General features: G+C 37.5%; 18 protein-coding genes. 4 read left to right on the top strand and 14 right to left on the bottom strand.

What is annotated here, in order from left to right; all coding sequences use genetic code 11:
• Positions 1-93: 93 nt before the first annotated feature.
• Positions 94-1,188 carry a M24 family metallopeptidase gene (locus tag ABC371_RS12435; RefSeq protein ID WP_412897082.1) on the top strand — a complete coding sequence of 365 codons (1,095 nt, stop codon included), beginning with the start codon at positions 94-96 and terminating at the stop codon, positions 1,186-1,188.
• Between the two features lie 29 nt (positions 1,189-1,217).
• On the opposite strand, the gene ABC371_RS12430 is transcribed toward ABC371_RS12435, so the two are convergent.
• The gene (locus ABC371_RS12430) at positions 1,218-1,955 is read right to left on the bottom strand and encodes a hypothetical protein (protein WP_412897081.1); all 738 of its coding nucleotides are present in this window, start codon (positions 1,953-1,955) and stop codon (positions 1,218-1,220) included.
• 143 nt (positions 1,956-2,098) lie between these two features.
• Positions 2,099-3,220, bottom strand: coding sequence for an alanine dehydrogenase (gene ald / locus ABC371_RS12425; RefSeq protein WP_412897080.1), 1,122 nt, complete (start codon positions 3,218-3,220; stop codon positions 2,099-2,101).
• A gap of 214 nt (positions 3,221-3,434) precedes the next feature.
• Here ald and ABC371_RS12420 point away from each other — a divergent pair, with 214 nt between their 5' ends.
• Positions 3,435-3,884 (top strand): universal stress protein, encoded by a 450-nt coding sequence (locus tag ABC371_RS12420; protein WP_412897079.1) that lies wholly within the window; start codon positions 3,435-3,437, stop codon positions 3,882-3,884.
• 156 nt (positions 3,885-4,040) lie between these two features.
• Here ABC371_RS12420 and argH read toward each other — a convergent pair whose 3' ends face one another.
• Complete coding sequence (argH, locus tag ABC371_RS12415; RefSeq protein ID WP_412897078.1) at positions 4,041-5,417, bottom strand: argininosuccinate lyase; 1,377 nt, start codon at positions 5,415-5,417, stop codon at positions 4,041-4,043.
• On the bottom strand, positions 5,414-6,622 hold the full coding sequence (locus ABC371_RS12410) for an argininosuccinate synthase (RefSeq protein WP_412897077.1): 1,209 nt from the start codon (positions 6,620-6,622) through the stop codon (positions 5,414-5,416). Before ABC371_RS12410 ends, argH begins: the two co-directional genes overlap by 4 nt.
• A gap of 184 nt (positions 6,623-6,806) precedes the next feature.
• On the opposite strand from ABC371_RS12410, the gene ABC371_RS12405 reads away from it, so the two are divergent.
• On the top strand, positions 6,807-7,121 hold the full coding sequence (locus ABC371_RS12405) for a hypothetical protein (protein WP_412899340.1): 315 nt from the start codon (positions 6,807-6,809) through the stop codon (positions 7,119-7,121).
• A gap of 20 nt (positions 7,122-7,141) precedes the next feature.
• On the opposite strand, the gene ABC371_RS12400 is transcribed toward ABC371_RS12405, so the two are convergent.
• From ABC371_RS12400 to sppA, 9 genes are all read right to left on the bottom strand, one after another.
• Positions 7,142-7,663, bottom strand: coding sequence for a MogA/MoaB family molybdenum cofactor biosynthesis protein (locus tag ABC371_RS12400; RefSeq protein WP_412897076.1), 522 nt, complete (start codon positions 7,661-7,663; stop codon positions 7,142-7,144).
• 3 nt (positions 7,664-7,666) lie between these two features.
• Entirely contained in the window at positions 7,667-8,500 is an 834-nt protein-coding gene (locus ABC371_RS12395; RefSeq protein WP_412897075.1) for an EcsC family protein, read from the bottom strand.
• A 98-nt stretch (positions 8,501-8,598) separates the two neighbouring features.
• Positions 8,599-9,786 (bottom strand): acetate kinase, encoded by a 1,188-nt coding sequence (locus ABC371_RS12390; protein ID WP_412897074.1) that lies wholly within the window; start codon positions 9,784-9,786, stop codon positions 8,599-8,601.
• Positions 9,787-10,049: 263 nt separating this feature from the next.
• Entirely contained in the window at positions 10,050-11,042 is a 993-nt protein-coding gene (locus ABC371_RS12385) for a class I SAM-dependent methyltransferase (RefSeq protein ID WP_412897073.1), read from the bottom strand.
• A gap of 139 nt (positions 11,043-11,181) precedes the next feature.
• On the bottom strand, positions 11,182-11,682 hold the full coding sequence (gene tpx / locus ABC371_RS12380) for a thiol peroxidase (protein WP_412897072.1): 501 nt from the start codon (positions 11,680-11,682) through the stop codon (positions 11,182-11,184).
• Positions 11,683-11,811: 129 nt separating this feature from the next.
• On the bottom strand, positions 11,812-12,294 hold the full coding sequence (gene ytfJ, locus ABC371_RS12375; protein ID WP_412899339.1) for a GerW family sporulation protein: 483 nt from the start codon (positions 12,292-12,294) through the stop codon (positions 11,812-11,814).
• 20 nt (positions 12,295-12,314) lie between these two features.
• The gene (locus ABC371_RS12370; protein ID WP_412897071.1) at positions 12,315-13,013 is read right to left on the bottom strand and encodes a DUF2953 domain-containing protein; all 699 of its coding nucleotides are present in this window, start codon (positions 13,011-13,013) and stop codon (positions 12,315-12,317) included.
• 355 nt (positions 13,014-13,368) lie between these two features.
• Positions 13,369-13,866 carry an RDD family protein gene (locus tag ABC371_RS12365; protein ID WP_412897070.1) on the bottom strand — a complete coding sequence of 166 codons (498 nt, stop codon included), beginning with the start codon at positions 13,864-13,866 and terminating at the stop codon, positions 13,369-13,371.
• Between the two features lie 11 nt (positions 13,867-13,877).
• Entirely contained in the window at positions 13,878-14,891 is a 1,014-nt protein-coding gene (gene sppA / locus ABC371_RS12360; RefSeq protein WP_412897069.1) for a signal peptide peptidase SppA, read from the bottom strand.
• Between the two features lie 167 nt (positions 14,892-15,058).
• Here sppA and ABC371_RS12355 point away from each other — a divergent pair, with 167 nt between their 5' ends.
• Positions 15,059-15,862: an NAD kinase gene (locus ABC371_RS12355; protein ID WP_412899338.1), complete on the top strand. Its 804-nt coding sequence runs from the start codon at positions 15,059-15,061 to the stop codon at positions 15,860-15,862.
• 52 nt (positions 15,863-15,914) lie between these two features.
• Here the strand turns inward: ABC371_RS12355 and ABC371_RS12350 are convergent, their stop codons facing one another.
• The gene (locus tag ABC371_RS12350) at positions 15,915-17,504 is read right to left on the bottom strand and encodes an amidohydrolase (protein WP_412897068.1); all 1,590 of its coding nucleotides are present in this window, start codon (positions 17,502-17,504) and stop codon (positions 15,915-15,917) included.
• Positions 17,505-17,584 lie beyond the last annotated feature (80 nt).

Genomic DNA, 17,584 nt, shown 5'->3' with positions numbered 1-17,584 from the left:
TTATTTTTAGTATGATGTTCTCACCTTTCGCTTTAACCAACAAAGTGCTAAAATTGAACAGTGTTCTTTATTATTCAAAAGGATGTGTCAAATATGAATCAACGATTACAACAGCTTTCTAGTTGGTTAAAGGAAAAGGACATTGCGTGTAGTTTCATTACGTCTACTCCAAATGTATTTTACTTAACAAATTTTTATACAGATCCACATGAAAGACTTCTCGGTTTATTCGTTTTTCAAGATGAAGAGCCTATCTTAATTTGTCCTAATATGGAGCTTGCTCAAGCACGGAATGCAGGCTGGCAATATGAAATCATCGGATTTAGTGATACAGATAATCCATGGGAACTGATCCAACATTCACTTTCAAAACGAAATCTAGATTTATCCACCTTAGCTCTTGAAAAAGAGCATTTAACCGTGGAGCGATTTGAGCAAATACAAAAATTATTCCCTTCCACCACATTCGTATCTGCTGAAGAAAAATTACATACGTTACGCATGATAAAAGAAGAACAAGAGGTAGCCATTCTTCAAGAAGCAGCAAAGCTAGCTGATTATGGAGTAGAAGTTGGGGTTGAAGCAATCGCTGAAGGAAAAACAGAACTAGATGTGTTAGCGACAATCGAATATGAATTAAAGAAAAAGGGAATCAGGCAAATGTCTTTTGATACGATGGTATTAACAGGACTAAAAACAGCAGCACCACATGGAAAACCTGGTCTTGAAACAATCAAAAAAGGTGATTTTGTCTTATTTGATTTAGGTGTTATTCTCGATGGATATTGTTCAGACATTACAAGAACTGTTGCTTTTGGTGAGATTTCAGATCAACAACGTGAGGTTTATAACACCGTATTAAAAGCTCAATTAGCATCTGTTGATGCATGTAAACCTGGAACAAGAGTTGGAGATATCGACGTAGCTGCACGATCCATTATTTCAAATGCTGGATATGGGGAATATTTCACACATCGAATTGGTCACGGGCTTGGAATTGATGTTCATGAATTTCCATCCATGAACGAAACAAATGATATGCTTTTACAAAAGGGAATGGTATTTACCATTGAACCAGGAATTTATGTTCCAGAAATCGGCGGCGTCCGAATTGAGGATGATATGATTATTACCACTGATGGAGCTAAAACCTTAACTAATTTCCCAAAGGAACTCATTTCGAAATAAAGATGAAAAAGGACCCCTCGAGGTCCTTTTTAATTGATTGCATTTTCTTCTTCCTCAAATTTTGAACAAAGGTATTCAAACAGCTTATGGTTAAAGTTATCCTGATTACGCACATAATCAAATAAAATATTATATTGTTCTTTATTATCCTGTAACCCATTTAACACCTTAAAAAATAATTCCTTTTGTTCTGAGATGGTATTTACAATTTCCTGATCTTTTTCATCTTTTTCTTCGAATTGTTTTGAAATCGTATCATTTTTCAACTCATGATTTTTTAAGGAAGCAATGATTTGGTCAAATTGCTCCTTCACGAGATTCATATTCTCCGTAACTTTTTCGTTGAAGATTTCTTGATTTCGAACAATTCTTCCTAAAATCTCAAGCTGGTCTTTATGTTCCACACGCTGCTTAGCTGCTGTCTCATTCAATTTCTCCTGTTTCTTCATAAAGCCAACAAATACCTCCAATAAATTTTTCTGTTCCCTCATTTTCTTTGAAAGCTTTTCATCGTTATCCCTTTGTCTCTGTTCATAATGAAAAAATGAATGTTGAAACCCCTTTTGTTCCTCCGCTAATTTTTTGATTAGCACTTCATTACTTTTTATATATTCCTTAATGGATTCATTGTATTTTTCCTGCAACTTTATATGTTCAGATACAAAATTCGAATAATAGGTTGATTGATTAGGATTTTTTGTTTCGGAAGGCGTTGGTCGGTGAACATAGGGTGCTAATGATCCATTATAAAAAACGGATGAACCCATACTTGTGCACTCCTTTACTCGTTAGTAGACGTATTACTTACTACAGACTCTTCTTTATCTTATTTTTATGCATAAAAAATGGTGACAATGATTAGTTACTGGTAAAACGAAAGAAAGGATACCTAAAAGGTACCCTTGTGATTTCATCTATTTTCTATAAGTGTTTTTGCATCTGAATAGGAAGTTCCATGTGCTTCTGCAACCGCCTTATACGTTACATACCCATCAAGCGTATTAATTCCTTTGAACAAAGCATCATTTTCCAAACATGCTTTCTTGAAGCCTTTGTTTGCTATCATCAATGCATATGGAACAGTTACATTTGTTAATCCAAAGGTTGAAGTACGAGGTACAGCGCCAGGCATATTCGCAACCGCATAGTGGACTACATCATGTTTGATATAGGTTGGATTATCATGTGTTGTAATCTTGTCAGTTGTTTCAAAAATCCCGCCTTGATCTATTGCAATATCTACGACTACAGAACCTGGTGCCATTGAAATGATCATTTCTTCTGTTACAAGTTTTGGAGCCTTTGCTCCTGGAATGAGTACTGCCCCAATTACAAGGTCTGATTCCTTCACTGCTTCTGAAATAGTAAGTGGGTTTGACATAAGTGTTGTTACATCTGCACCAAAAATATCATCAAGCTGGCGAAGACGGTCTGGATTTAAATCGATAACCGTCACTTGTGCTCCAAGACCCACTGCCATCTTAGCAGCATTTGTTCCTGCAACTCCTCCACCGATGATCGTCACTTTACCACGATGAACTCCCGGTACTCCCGCTAGTAAAATACCCTTACCACCATGTGGCTTCTCCAAAAATTGGGCACCGATTTGCGTTGCCATCCTTCCCGCAACCTCGCTCATTGGAGTTAGCAATGGAAGGGAACCGTTTGGTAACTGTACCGTTTCATATGCAAGTCCAATGACTTTTTTCTCAACAAGAGCCTTTGTCAATTCAGGCTCTGCAGCTAAGTGTAAATACGTAAACAAGAGTAAATCTTCACGAAAATATTGATACTCCTCTGGCAGAGGTTCTTTTACCTTCATGACCATTTCCGTCCGCCATGCTTCACTTGGTGTATTCACAATTATTGCCCCTGCATCGGCATATTGTTGATCTGTAAAACCAGATCCAGCACCAGCGTTGGTTTCTATATTAACTTCATGGCCGGCGCTTACAAGACTCACAACACCAGCCGGCGTCATCGCAACGCGGTTTTCGTTATTTTTAATCTCCCGAGGTACACCAATACGCATGTAAAAACACTCCTCTAATTATAATCAACTATCTTTTTTCCTTAAAATTACAAACCTTATTATAACAATAATGAAAACACTTACACAATAGTATTTTTCTTTCTAATAATCCTTGAAAAAGTTCATTTTTTATACAATTTATTTTCCTTTTTAAGTAATATGCAGTGCTATACTAATAGTAGATAGACTATATCTATATTTAGGGGGCATTAAAATGCTAGTTTCCTATAAAAAAGTCCTTGTTGCTGTTGATGGTTCTAAGGAAGCTGAATGGGCTTTTAAACAAGCAATCGATGTTTGTAAGCGATATCATTCAGAACTGATTATTACTCATGTGATTGACTTAAAACAATTTGCAACAATTGGTGCATACCAGCTAAACCTATCAGAGGAATCTGAAAAATTCGGGAAAGAATTGCTGAAGCGGTATGAACTAATGGCTGAAGAATCAGGTATTGAAGATATAGATACAATATTAGAATACGGATCTCCTAAAATAAAAATTGCAAAGGATATTGCGCCAAAGCATCAAGTTGATTTAATCATTTGTGGTGCGACTGGTCTTAACGCTGTCGAACGGTTCCTTTTAGGCAGTGTTTCTGAAAATATTACACGCTATGCAAAATGTGATGTTATGGTTGTACGAACAGAAAAAGATCTTTAACTTTATTCAGTTGGGCATCACCCCCCAACTGAATAAAATTATTGCCTCCGGCGGATGCCACGATTTTTTAAAGGAAATTTTTCGAGCAAGCTCAAAAAAATCGGGCGCAAATACGCCAAGGCGCATTTGATTATCTAACAAAAAAATCGTGAGTAATCACGATTTTTTTGTTTGTTTTATTTTCTGTAAAACCTTGTGTACTTCCTCAAACCCTGTTCCTCCTGCACTCTTACGACGAGCTACAGCAGTTGCAGGTAATAATACTTCATAAATGTCTTCTTCAAAAAGTGCAGATGATTCTTTGAACACTTCAAGAGGTAAATCTCCTAAAAAGACCCCGCGTTCAATACAAGTTAGCACTAGCTTTCCAACCACTTCATGAGCTTCTCTAAACGGTAGTCCCTTTGAAGCTAAGTAATCCGCAAGCTCAGTCGCATTTGAGAAATCCTTATTAACAGCGGTTGCCATCACTTCTTTTTTCACCTTCATAGTTGACACCATTCCAGCAAAAATCTTCAAGGATCCTTTTATCGTCTTCACAGTATCAAACATGCCTTCTTTGTCCTCTTGCATATCTTTGTTGTATGCAAGTGGTGTTCCTTTAAGGACAGTTAATAAGCCAAAGAGATTTCCATAAACTCGACCTGTTTTCCCACGAATCAACTCTGCCATATCAGGGTTTTTCTTTTGTGGCATAATACTGCTTCCTGTTGCAAAAGTATCATCCATCTCAACAAAATTAAATTCCTGAGACGACCAGAGAATTAACTCTTCGCAAAATCGCGAAAGATGCATCATAATCATTGAGCTATTGCTTAAAAACTCGACGATAAAATCTCGATCACTTACGGCATCTATACTGTTTTCATAAATCCTTTCAAAGCCTAAAAGCTCTGCACTGTAGTAACGGTCGATAGGAAAAGTAGTACCTGCTAAGGCTCCCGCTCCTAATGGAGACATATTGATTCTTTTTAATGAGTCCGTTAAACGCTCCTTATCGCGGTCAAGCATCCAATAATAGGCCAATAAATGATGCGCAAACGAAATAGGCTGTGCCCTCTGTAAATGTGTATATCCAGGCGCTATTGTTTCAACATGTTGTTCTGCTTGTTCCACGATTGCGCCCTGTAGTTCTTCAACGAGCTCGATGACTTCATTGACTTGTTGTCGTAAGTATAAATGCATATCTGTTGCAACCTGGTCATTTCTACTTCGCCCGGTATGAAGCTTACCACCGACCTGTCCAATCTCGTCAATAAGCATTTTTTCGATATTTAAATGAATATCTTCATTTGCAACAGAATATTCTAACTCACCATTTTTGGCTTTTTCTAATAAGGTAAGTAACCCTGTTTTAATTGTCTCTGTTTCTTCTGTTGAAAGTATTCCGCATTTACCAAGCATGGTAACATGGGCAATGCTCCCTTCTATATCTTCCTTCACCAGTTCCTGATCAAAGGAGATAGATGCACCGAACTCATCTACCCACGCTTCAGCACTTTTGGTGAATCTTCCTCCCCAAAGCTTTTTCATACTTCTACCTTCTTGCTATTATTTACGATACTATTCACCTTTGTTGGTAAGCCCCATAATGAAATGAAACCAACTGCAGCATTATGATCAAATTCATCATCTGAAGTATAAGTCGCAAGCTTTTCATCGTATAATGAATTATCCGATTTACGTCCTTCAACAATTGCATGCCCTTTAAAGAGTTTTACACGAACTGTCCCATTGACATTTTTCTGTGTTTCTTTTAAGAAACCAAGTAATGCATCCTTTAATGGTGAGAACCAGAGCCCATTGTAAATTAATTCAGTTAATTTTTGCTCGATAACTGGTTTGAAATGTGCGACTTCTTTTACAAGTGTAAGGTCTTCAAGTTCCTTATGTGCTGTAATTAAAGTCATCGCGCCAGGACACTCATATACTTCACGAGATTTAATCCCAACAAGACGGTTTTCCACATGGTCGATACGGCCCACCCCGTGTTTTCCAGCAATTTGGTTTAATTCAAGAATTAATTGGGATAATGGATATTGCTGACCATTAATTGTTTTTGGTACACCTTGTTCAAAACCAATTTCAATAATATCAGGTGTATTTGGTGATTCTTCAAGAGATGCTGTTAATTCATATGCTTCTTCTGGTGGAGCAGCCCATGGATCTTCTAAAATTCCACACTCATTACTGCGTCCCCATAGATTTTGGTCAATTGAGAATGGGCTATCTAAGTTAATTGGAATCGGAATATTATGTTGTTTTGCATATTCAATTTCCTCTTCACGCGACCAGCTCCATTCACGAACTGGTGCTAAAACTTCAAGATCTGGATTTAATGCCTTAATTGAAACTTCAAATCGGACCTGGTCATTTCCTTTTCCAGTACAGCCATGTGCAACTGCAACGGCATTTTCTTCTTGCGCCACTTCAACTAACTTTTTTGCGATTAACGGACGAGATAATGCTGATACTAACGGATATTTCCCTTCGTAAAGTGTATGTGCCTGTAGAGCGGCAAGCGCAAATTCATTTGCAAATTCTTCCTTCGCATCAATGACGTATGAAGATACAGCACCAACTGTGATTGCCTTTTCTTTAATAAACCCTAAGTCCTTTCCTTCACCTACATCTAAACAACAAGCAACGACATCATACCCTTGCTCCTGTAACCATTTAACAGCAACACTTGTATCAAGACCACCTGAATAGGCTAAAACCACTTTCTTTTTGCTCATTTGTATCTCCCTTTCGAATAATAATTCATATGTTTTTATATTTATACATTTATAATGTATTACTTTAGCAACTCTTTCTACATTTTTCAATAGCAAACTAAAAGAAAAATAAAAAAACTTTTTTCATAGATAATAGAAATCGAGTGATGTAGAATAGGAGCAAGACTTACTAGGAGTGGTAATGATGGGGGATTACTTTCATTTTGATGAGCGACTTGGAATTCTTCTTCCTTATTTAGAAAAGGAGTGGGAGCAGTATACCGAGGAAGCCCAGCAATATATATTGTTTCAATGGGAAAAAATCAGAGGGCATATCCCTGATCGAATTTCAGAAATTGAAACCGTTATTAATAAAAAACAAGAACAACTCGGTAATGAGCCTGATTTTGTACGTTCCTGTGAACTAAACAACGAAATTTCAGAATGTGCTTCCATCATCAATGATCTATGGATTTGGTACAGAATGAATCAAGGTATATCTAAGAAAATACACCAATAGAAAAAGTCTAATCTCAAAGATTAGACTTTTTTAATATCCTTTTTTATTTCCCTAACAACATGACCAAGTTCAGGTAAAATTAATTTTTTCATTGCCAACTTTACTGCTCCAGAAGAACCGGGTGTTGAAAATATTGCCGTATCGTTACTAACGCCTGCTATGGCTCTTGAAAGAATAGCGGCTGACCCAATATCCTCCGTATAGCTAAGCATTCGAAACAATTCCCCGAATCCAACGATTTCTTTATCTAACAAGTTTGAAACGGTCTCAATGGTAACATCACGTTTTGCAATGCCAGTGCCTCCATTTGTTAAAACAACATCAATTTCTTCATGTTCACAGCCTTCACGTATAGCTTTTTCAATATGAACTTCTTCATCCTTCACAATTTTATAGTCTAAAACGTTGAAGCCATATTCTTCAAGAAGTGTAATCATTAGTTGGCCACTTTTGTCTGTTTCTTTTGTTCTAGTGTCACTTATTGTAATAACTTTGCATGTGACAGAGGCTGGTGTTGTTTGCTTATGTTCTTGGACACTCATATCTTATGACTCCTTTTCATTCAAGAAACGAAAACGGTAATAATTATGGGCAAAGTCACTGACCTGCCTTGTTAGTTGATAATTCATTCCAGCACCAATTGCCATACTAATAAGAGGAATCCCTTGAATCATTCGCTTACGTAAAACTGAAATTGTGATAGCTTTTACAATATGTTTTAAAGGCAACTCAAGCCAAGTTTCATCGGTTAACTCCTCTGATCCATTGTAAAAATATTCGTTTTGGTTATTGCCATCCGCATCCCTAATAAGAGCTTCCCATCCTTGATAGCGCATCCGTTTTGGCAATGTCGCCGCATGAAATACCTTTAAGGATGTCATCATTTCATATGGTGTATTTACTTCATATCCATATGTCATCGCAATTAATTGGACAATGCGAAGATTTAGGATTGTAATCGCTGGTATATCCGTTCCAAGCAGCAATAAGCCTCCGGTACCTGACAAGCCTCCGTGGGCAAATGAATAAAGGCGATGCTTTGCGATTTGATTTTCAGCTAGGTATGTAAGCTCATCGATTGTGAGTTCTTTCAAATCCGAAATATCATCTATGTCTTGGTTAAAGATTCGTGCCGAACCGATTAACCGTTCTCTTGCGTCTACTTGAAATTGAGAGCCTTGAAGGATCGCATGTAAATGAAAGAGCCAATTATCTAGTTTTGAAAAGAACTCGGTCCGGATATTCTCTGGAATAAGACTTAACGAGTTTTCAAGCCATTTGTCATAGGTCATTTCAAAATCTGTTTGTTCATGATGCATTTGGACTGACCATTTTTCAATATCTATTAAAACTTGTCGTTCCCGTTCTGTAAAATCCATATTCATCCTCCGTTTCCAACTTTGACTATGTGTATTATATCATATTGCAAGAATAGGAATAAAAAAGACAAACCCTTTTAGAGTTTGTCCATCAATCTTTATTTTGTTAAACGCATGACATCGCGCGCGATCATAACTTCCTCATCAGTTGGAATGATAATAACTTTTACAGGTGAGTGTGGATAGCTAATAAATGCTTCCTTCCCTCTTACCTTATTTAGAATTGGATCCCAATATACGCCCATGAACTCTAAACCAGTTAATACTCTAGCACGAATAGTGTCACTGTTTTCACCAATACCTGCTGTGAAAATGATTGCATCCACACCATGCATACGTGCTGCATATGATCCAATGTATTTATGAATTCTGCTAGCAAAAACTTCAAGAGCTAATTCAGCACGGCTGTTTCCTTGGTCTGCTTGCTCTTGGATATCACGTAAGTCACTTGAGAATCCAGAAACACCCAGCATTCCACTTTCTTTGTTTAACACATTTAACACTTCATCCGCTGTTTTCCCTGTTTTCTCCATGATAAATGGAATCAATGCAGGGTCAATATTACCAGAACGTGTTCCCATCGTTACACCAGCAAGTGGTGTAAAGCCCATGGATGTATCAATCGATTTTCCGCCTTCAATTGCAGCAATACTTGCACCATTTCCTAGATGACATGATAATAGGCGAAGCTCTTCTAACGGTCTGCCTAAAAGTTCAGCTGCACGTTGTGATACATATTTATGGGATGTTCCGTGGAAACCATACTTTCTAATTCCAAAGTCTTTATAATAGTCGTAAGGCAGACTATATAAAAATGACTTTTCAGGCATTGTTTGGTGGAAGGCTGTGTCGAAAACGGCTACTGCTGGAACATTTGGTAATGCTTTATGAAATGCTCTGATTCCAGTAACATTGGCTGGGTTATGCAATGGTGCCAATTCGGATAGCCTTTCTATTTCTGCTAAAACCTCATCATTAATCACAACTGAATCACCAAATGACTCACCACCGTGTACAACACGATGCCCAATTCCATCGATTTCATCTAAGGATTTGATAATACCTAATTCGGTTAGTTTATCTAGTAATATTTTAACAGCAACAGCATGATCTGGAAGTTCTGTTTCTGTAGTTATTTTTTCGTCATTAACTGAAATTGTAAAAACTCCCGTTTCAAGTCCGATTCTTTCAAAGATTCCTTTCGTAATAACTTCCTCACTCGGCATTTCAAACAATTGAAATTTTAGTGAAGAGCTTCCTGCATTTATCGCAATGATTTTCGACATTTCGTCCGCTCCTTTGTTTAAATCACAATTATATGTAAATTTTTGTTCTACATTATTCTATGCAAAACGACACAGTTTCATTGATGCCATTTTCATTTAAACATCGGTACAAAAACTTTTCAAGGAGTTCGCCAGTTTGGTACCGTTTTCGCCATAATGTTCTTATATTCAGATAATAGAAAGCGCTATTAACCTAAGAAAAACGTAAAGTAGCTGCTGATCGACAACAAAAAAGAGACCCGCTCGGATCTCCTTTTCTACAATTAATATTTCTCTTGCTTAAACCAATCATCGATTTGTTTAATAATTCCCGTCATCGCTGTCTGATTTGAAAGCTTTGGAAGGTTAGCAAGCAGGGCTTGCTTAGGTGCCTTCACATTAGGTCCTTTTTTCTGGATCATAAAAATACTTTTTGCGAAGTTTTCATTTTTAAACAATGAAAGTGGGAGTTGAATCATTCCTTGGATATATGCATGCTCTTTAAGGTATGCATTTAATTCCTTTGCATATTCACTTGTAAATAAATGATTTGGAACAAGGAAAAATAAATAGCCACCCTCTTTTGTATATTTAAGGCTTTGTTCAATAAAAAGATGGTGAGCGTAAGAATGACCTTTTTTAGCGCTAAGTTCAAAGCTCGCTGCTCCTATATCATTCGGATAATAGCCGACAGGCAAATCACTGACAACTACGTCCATAGGGTCTATATATAGGGGTTGAAGACTATCTTGGTTATAAAATTGGATGGAATGCCGTTGTAGATTTGCACTAACATATGCCACTTTGATTAGAAGGTCATCGACATCAATCCCAACTGCGTCAATTTCTTTCGATTGATTTTGGTTGAGTACTGTTGTTAAGAGGTTGGCGGTACCAACAGCAGGATCAAAAATGCTGAATCCTTTCCAACCTTCGGTGAATTTTGAAACAAGGTATCCCATAAAGATAGAAATGGCGTCTGGTGTCATTTCATGGTTTGCCTGTGTGGCTTCTTTCATTCCTTTTAAAGCAGCAAGCTGATAGGACTTGCGAATTTCTTCAACGGAATATTGATCTAGTTTGACATGGGTATATTCTTTTTCGATACGCTTTTTGGATAGTTCACTTAATTCTTCCTGTAGGATGGTGTTTTGAAATAGGTTTTCTCCCGTTTCTGCAACTGCCTCTAAATATGTACATGCTAATTCTTCCTTAAGTATTGTTGCTGTATTATCGATAACGGTAAATAGTTTTTCAACTGCTGATATTTGTGCCATTGCTTTTCTCCTTTTCGTACACTTAACATATCCTTTTATTTTAAAAGAAATAGTGAAGTAGTTCAACAAAGTTAAAAAAAGAACCCCAATGTTTGATTGGGATCCCCTTAACTTCACTAGGCGCTTGCGCTTTTCTATGTTACTTAGCTGCTTTTGCTGCTTCTAATGCTGCTTCATAATTTGGATGATTTGTTGCTTCGCTTACGTATTCTACATATGTTACAGTATCACTGCTGTCAACGACGAATACGGCACGAGTTAATAAGCGTAGTTCTTGAATAGCTACACCATATGCTTCGCCGAAAGAAAGATCACGGTGGTCAGAAAGAGTTTGAACATTTTCAATACCGTTTGCACCACACCAACGCTTTTGTGCAAATGGCAAATCAACACTTACTGTTAAGATGTTAACATTACCTAAACCAGCAGCTTCTTCGTTAAAACGACGAGTTTGTGCATCACATACACCTGTATCAAGTGATGGTACAACACTTATTAAACGTACAGAACCCTTTGAGTCTGCAAGTGTGACTGGTGTTAAATCATTTGCTAATACAGTAAAATCAGGAGCCTTGTCCCCAACTTTTACTTCATTGCCCAATAAAGTGACTGGATTGTTTTTAAATGTGATATTTGCCATTTTTCCAAAATCCTCCTTTAAATTATATGTACAGTGTAAATGATATCTTTAATTCAAAAGGATTGCAATAAATTCGAATGAAAGGAAAGTAAAAAAGAGTCAACTGTAAGACAGCTAACTCTACCTTTTTTATATATCAAAATCCTGTTGCTTCTGTTGATTTTGCTGATCTTGATTATTCTTTTTAATCATTTGTTGGATTTTATCAACAGCCTGTGGTGCGAGTTCAAGTAGTTTTTCGAATAAATGAGTGTTTTCATCGAGATGAAGCATTTTAACACCATTTGAACTAACAATTAAAAAAGCGATTGGTGTAATCGAAACTCCTCCACCACTACCTCCACCAAATGGGAGATTAGATCCTTGTTGTTGTTGCTGTTGTTGCTGTTGTTGTTGTTGGTCTCCACTTCCACCGCTATCTTTTCCACCCTCACCTTGTCCCTTGAATTCACTACCACCTGCAGCAAATCCAAAGCCAACTTTTGAAACTGTTAAAATAACGCTCCCATCAGGCGTTTCAACAGGGTCTCCGATGATTGTATTCACATCGATCATTTGTTTTAAATTTTCCATTGCGGTCTTCATTAAACCCTGTATTGGATGATCAGACATCATACATTCCTCCTGACAATCTAAACTGATTTTTTATCCGAATCGGCATCATTAAGCTTTGAAAGGGTCTGGGACTTAAATTTAGGTAGACCCCCTCGCCATCTTTTAAGTGCTTTGATTCCAGCAACCATAGCATACCCGATTCGAAAATGAATCATGCATCTTAGCCTAGTTTCAGATACGGCTACCTGAAATGAGGGTGTGATGGAATAATCAGGAGGCGTTTTCAGGTCGAGATAATGGCTCATCACTCCGACAATTGTACCTTTAATGGACCATCCAAGCCCCGTGATAATTCCAGTATGGGCAGCGTCTCCCACCCCAATATGTGAATGCCACTCGAATTTTGAAACTGCAATTTTCTTTAAAAAATTTTTAAGGATTGGTACTAAATCAATGACTCGTTGAAGGATTACTTTTGTATCATGAAGATTATCCATTAAATTATGTACAGAGAATTTCTCCTTTTTCTTTTTCTCATCCGTGGCGATATTTCCTTTTTTCTCCTTCTTGAACACGATGCTTGGCGATTCATTGTCAACAGCAACCATCGGGACATTAATGGTATATCTTATCAGCCCAAACCAAATACTGAATCTAATCTTAATATGGTCATCGTCCTGTGAGTGATTTGCTTCTATAAAAATGGTTAGCCTTGTTATCATAATAAGAATGATAAGGAGGACTAGAAATAATGAGATGAATAATAGCCACTTCACAACACTCACACCCTTTCAATGTTTCATTATCACCTTCCATCATGCAAAAAATACACAAAAAGGGTATCTTTGGTAATGTATCTCAAGAACAAAAGCGCAAGCGCCTTGTGTTGAACGTCTACTAAATACTGCCACGTCCTGTGGCAAACGTAGACGTCAGCACATCCTGTGCAAGTCCGACAAGCATAAGACGAGCGCTGACAGAAGGCGCTCTTTGCCTTCCGAAGCGATTGGCTTATGACCTCGAGGGGCTAGGCGCTGGAGCTGGACTTAGATACACCCAATAAAAATTATCCACAATGATAAATTTTTATAATTTCCTAAACAATAAAAAAAGAGTGCCCAGAGGACACCCTTACTTCTTCGCATGTATTACAGTTGTATCAGATAAAAGATCATGAATTCCTTGTTTTTTTGGTAAAAAAGCGACGATGATATAGCCGATGAAAAAGAGCTTTGAAATATATCGACCAATAAACTCCCTAAAGAGAACCGTCATCCAGCTGAGGTCTTTTCCGTCAAGAGAAACAACCTTTATCCCAAACACCATTTTTCCTAATGTTTGGTTAAAAAATTTAGTCATTAATACGAAATATAAATAAAAGACAACTGCAGTTGCAATTGATGTCGCACTATATATATGGCTTTCTGTTAATGGTATGTCTAGTGCTCGAAAGGCTGGATAGATTAAGATACGGTTAATACTGCCAATTACAACAAAGTCTAATAAATAGGCCCAAAATCGCATCCAAAAGCCAACATAACTCGGCTTGTCTTGAACGACTGGTCGATCTATATGATCGTGAACATAATGACTGTCCCGAACTCCTTCATTTGTTAGATTCATATTCAATTTAGTCCCCCCTATTCCGCGTACAAGTACATCATTCTAGGTGAATTTGGCTGTGATAATAGATGAACTAAAGTTGCCATTTCGATGTCATCATTGAACATTTTTTTCGCACTCATCGAAAATAGGGATCCAAAACCAAAATTAGTTTCATACTCCACAACTTTGATATTTCCAAGATCGTAATCCTGTTTCATTGCTTCAACCGTATCCTCAAAATATCCTAATTCATCAATTAGATGGTTTTCCTTGGCTTGTCTCCCATCATAGATTCGTCCGTCTGCAATACGACGAACCTCATCCTCAGACATATTACGTCCATCTGCGATTACATTCACAAATCCTTGATAGGCATTATCAACCATCGTTTGCATAATATTTCTTTCTTCTTCTGTCATTTCTCTGCTTGGAGACATGATATCCTTGTACGGGCCACTTTTAATGGTTTCAAATTTTACACCATATTTTTCAGCTAGACCGCTATAATTAATCCCTTGCATGATAACCCCAAGTGAACCTGTCATAGTATCAGGAGTAGCGAATATTTTGTCTGCTGGGGCAGAAATATAGTAACCGCCTGAAGCTGCCATCGCTCCCATTGACACATAAATTGGTTTATCGGTTTTTTCTTTTAGGTCTGTTAACTTTTTATGTATTTCCGCACTTTCGACAACACCGCCACCAGGTGAATTCACTTTAAGGATAATTCCCTTCACTGTATTATCCTTTTCCGCCTTTTCAATCATTTTTAAGAATGTCTGGTGTTGATATCCCGCTGTTTGGAAGAAAGAAGTCACGTCCTCACCTGTATCCTGGATGACCCCATTAACAGATAATACGAGAATCTTATCCATGCCTTTCCCTTCGATTACAACATTTTCAAGAAAATCTTCATTTGAAGCCGCTAGAAATTCATCTGAAAGACTACTAAAGTTTTTAGAGGCTAAATTTGTTGCGAAATTAAAAAAGATTGAAAATACAAATATGACTGCAGCAATACCTAATGCTGCCCACCGTTTCCCATTCATTTCTTTTTCCTCCTACATAGATGTTGATGGATACAATTCAGAATTTGTTCAAAAATAAATACGAATCAGAACCAAAATAGTTTCATTTAATTGATAAACTTAAAATAAAGTCACATAATAGTTTTAATAGTTTATACCATTTTATTTTAAAAAATCAGGAGGAGGAGATTAAAATGGAACGTCGAAATCTCTATTTTTTTTATAGAAAAGAAGATAAACTAATTGAATATGTTGAACAACTACAGCAACTTGCGAAAGAGCACCAATTTACAGTTGTGGATGATGCTGCAAAGGCAAACATTATTGTCAGTATAGGAGGAGATGGGACATTCCTACAAGCTGTTCGCAAAACAAATTTTCGCCAGGACTGTCTATATGTTGGGATCTCGACAACTGGCGCATTAAACCTTTATTGTGATTTCCATGCCGATGAGACTGACAAAATGGTTGAAGCAATGTTACATGAAAAAGTCGAAGTTCGCAAATACCCAATCATTGAAGTGAAAGTGGATAACAATCCATCCTTTTATTGTTTGAATGAATGCTCCATTCGTTCGGCTATCATTAAAACCTTGGTTTTAGAAGTCTATATTGATGATTTGCATTTCGAAACATTCCGTGGAGATGGCATGATTATTTCGACCCCGACTGGAAGCACAGCTTATAATAAATCAGTTAGAGGGGCTGTCGTAGATCCGTTGCTTCCATGTATGCAAGTTACTGAACTTGCATCATTAAATACAAATCAATATCGAACCCTAGATTCTCCGTTTATTTTAAGTGGAACCAGAAAACTAACATTGCGAGATGTTCAGGATGGAAACGACTTTCCTACAATAGGAATGGACAATGAAGCACTTAGCATTCGGAATGTAAAGCAAATTGAGATTCAGTTAAGTGAAAAAAGAATCAAAACGGTTAAATTAAAGGACAATTCATTCTGGGAGAAGGTAAAACGAACATTTCTTTAAGATGTGTCCTCAAAACACAAGACCAAGCTACAGCAACTTGGTCTTGTGTTTGTTATTGTTCAAACATCACAGTATCATCAACCACTGTCATCACTACATTTGTATCTGGTATAGCATCTTTTTCAATATGAAAAATATCATTATCCAAAACAGTGAAATCAGCTTGATATCCCGGCGCAATTTTCCCCATACAATCTTCCTTTCCAATGGCAAAGGCACTTCCAGTTGTATACAACTTGACAGCCTCGTATACGGATAATCTTTGTTCGGGCATGTAAATCTCTTCTTCCCCTATTTTCTTTCTTGTAACCGCTGCATGAATACCTAGCAGGGGATCAATCGGTTCAATCGGTGCATCAGAACCGCCTGCACAAGGAAGGCCAACACGCAACAATGTCTTCCAAGCATAACAATCGTCCATATTCATCTCACCGATTCTTTCAACCACCCACGGAAAATCTGATACGACAAATCTTGGCTGGATATCGAGAATGACCGGTAATTGCTTTGCTCGATCGATTAATTCTTTCCGCAAAATTTGAGCATGAATTAGGCGATCTCGTTGATTTGGGTATGGTGGAAATTCTTCGATCGCGTCTAACACATATTCAAATGCGAGGTCTCCAATCGCATGGATAGCAACAGGCATCTTATATCGCCTGGCCTTTTGAACCAGTTTTTTCATTTCATCTAACGTGTGGATGGCAACTCCAGATGTATCAGGTGAATCATTATATGGATGACTTAATAATGCGGTTCTGCCACCGAGAGAACCATCCGCAAATATTTTCATTGCACCAAATTCAAGGAAATCTCCACCTTCCCCAAAGGAAAAGCCTAATTGATGCATATCATCGACTACCTCATGATGGACTAAGAGATTTGTGCGAAATTTGATGCTATCTCCATTAATTAATTTTTGAAACCCTCGAAATGTGCGCTCAAATCCTCCATAATAATTCAAATCCTCTGTATGTCCACCGACAAGTCCTTTGCTCAAACAGTCGTTAACAGATATTTGAAGTGCCTTTTGGATGTAATCTTCCGTCACTTCTGGAATCACTATTTTCACAAACTCCTGCGCTTGATCTAATAAATACCCAGTTGCATGACCATTTGTATCCCTTACAATGACCCCACCTTCAGGGTTTGGCGTATCATCCGTAATACCAGCTAATTCTAAGGCCTTTGTATTTACAACAACAGCATGCCGGCAAATTCTTTTTAACATGAGCGGATGATTGGGCGATAGTTCATCTAGTTCATGTCGATGGAAAATTTTTCGGTCAGGAAGTTGATTTTCATTCCATCCTTCTCCTATGATCCATTCTCCCGCAGGCTTATCTCTACTATATTCTTGTATGGCAGAAGTCATTTCTTCGGAAGATGTCATGTCCGATAAATCTAGTTTTAACAGTTTTTCACCATGACCAATGAGATGCATATGGCTATCTACGAACCCTGGAAACATCGTATTTCCTTTTAAATCCATTCTTTTTGTAATTCGCGATTGATATCGATTTTCTAAATCATTCTTTACTCCTGTGGCAACAATGGCGCCGTCTTCCACGAAAACTGCTTCTACAGTCTCATTCTCCCGCTCTAACGTGTAGATTTGTCCACCCATCCATAAAGTTCCCATCCTCACACCTACTGTTCTTGATTTAAGATAAGATTACTTTAACATGAAAAAGCAGGTAGTAAAAATACTATCTGCTTTTC

The organism is Bacillus jepli, from assembly GCF_047238305.1.
Lineage (GTDB): Bacteria > Bacillota > Bacilli > Bacillales > Bacillaceae_L > Ferdinandcohnia.
This window is presented reverse-complemented; position numbering and strand designations above follow the sequence as displayed.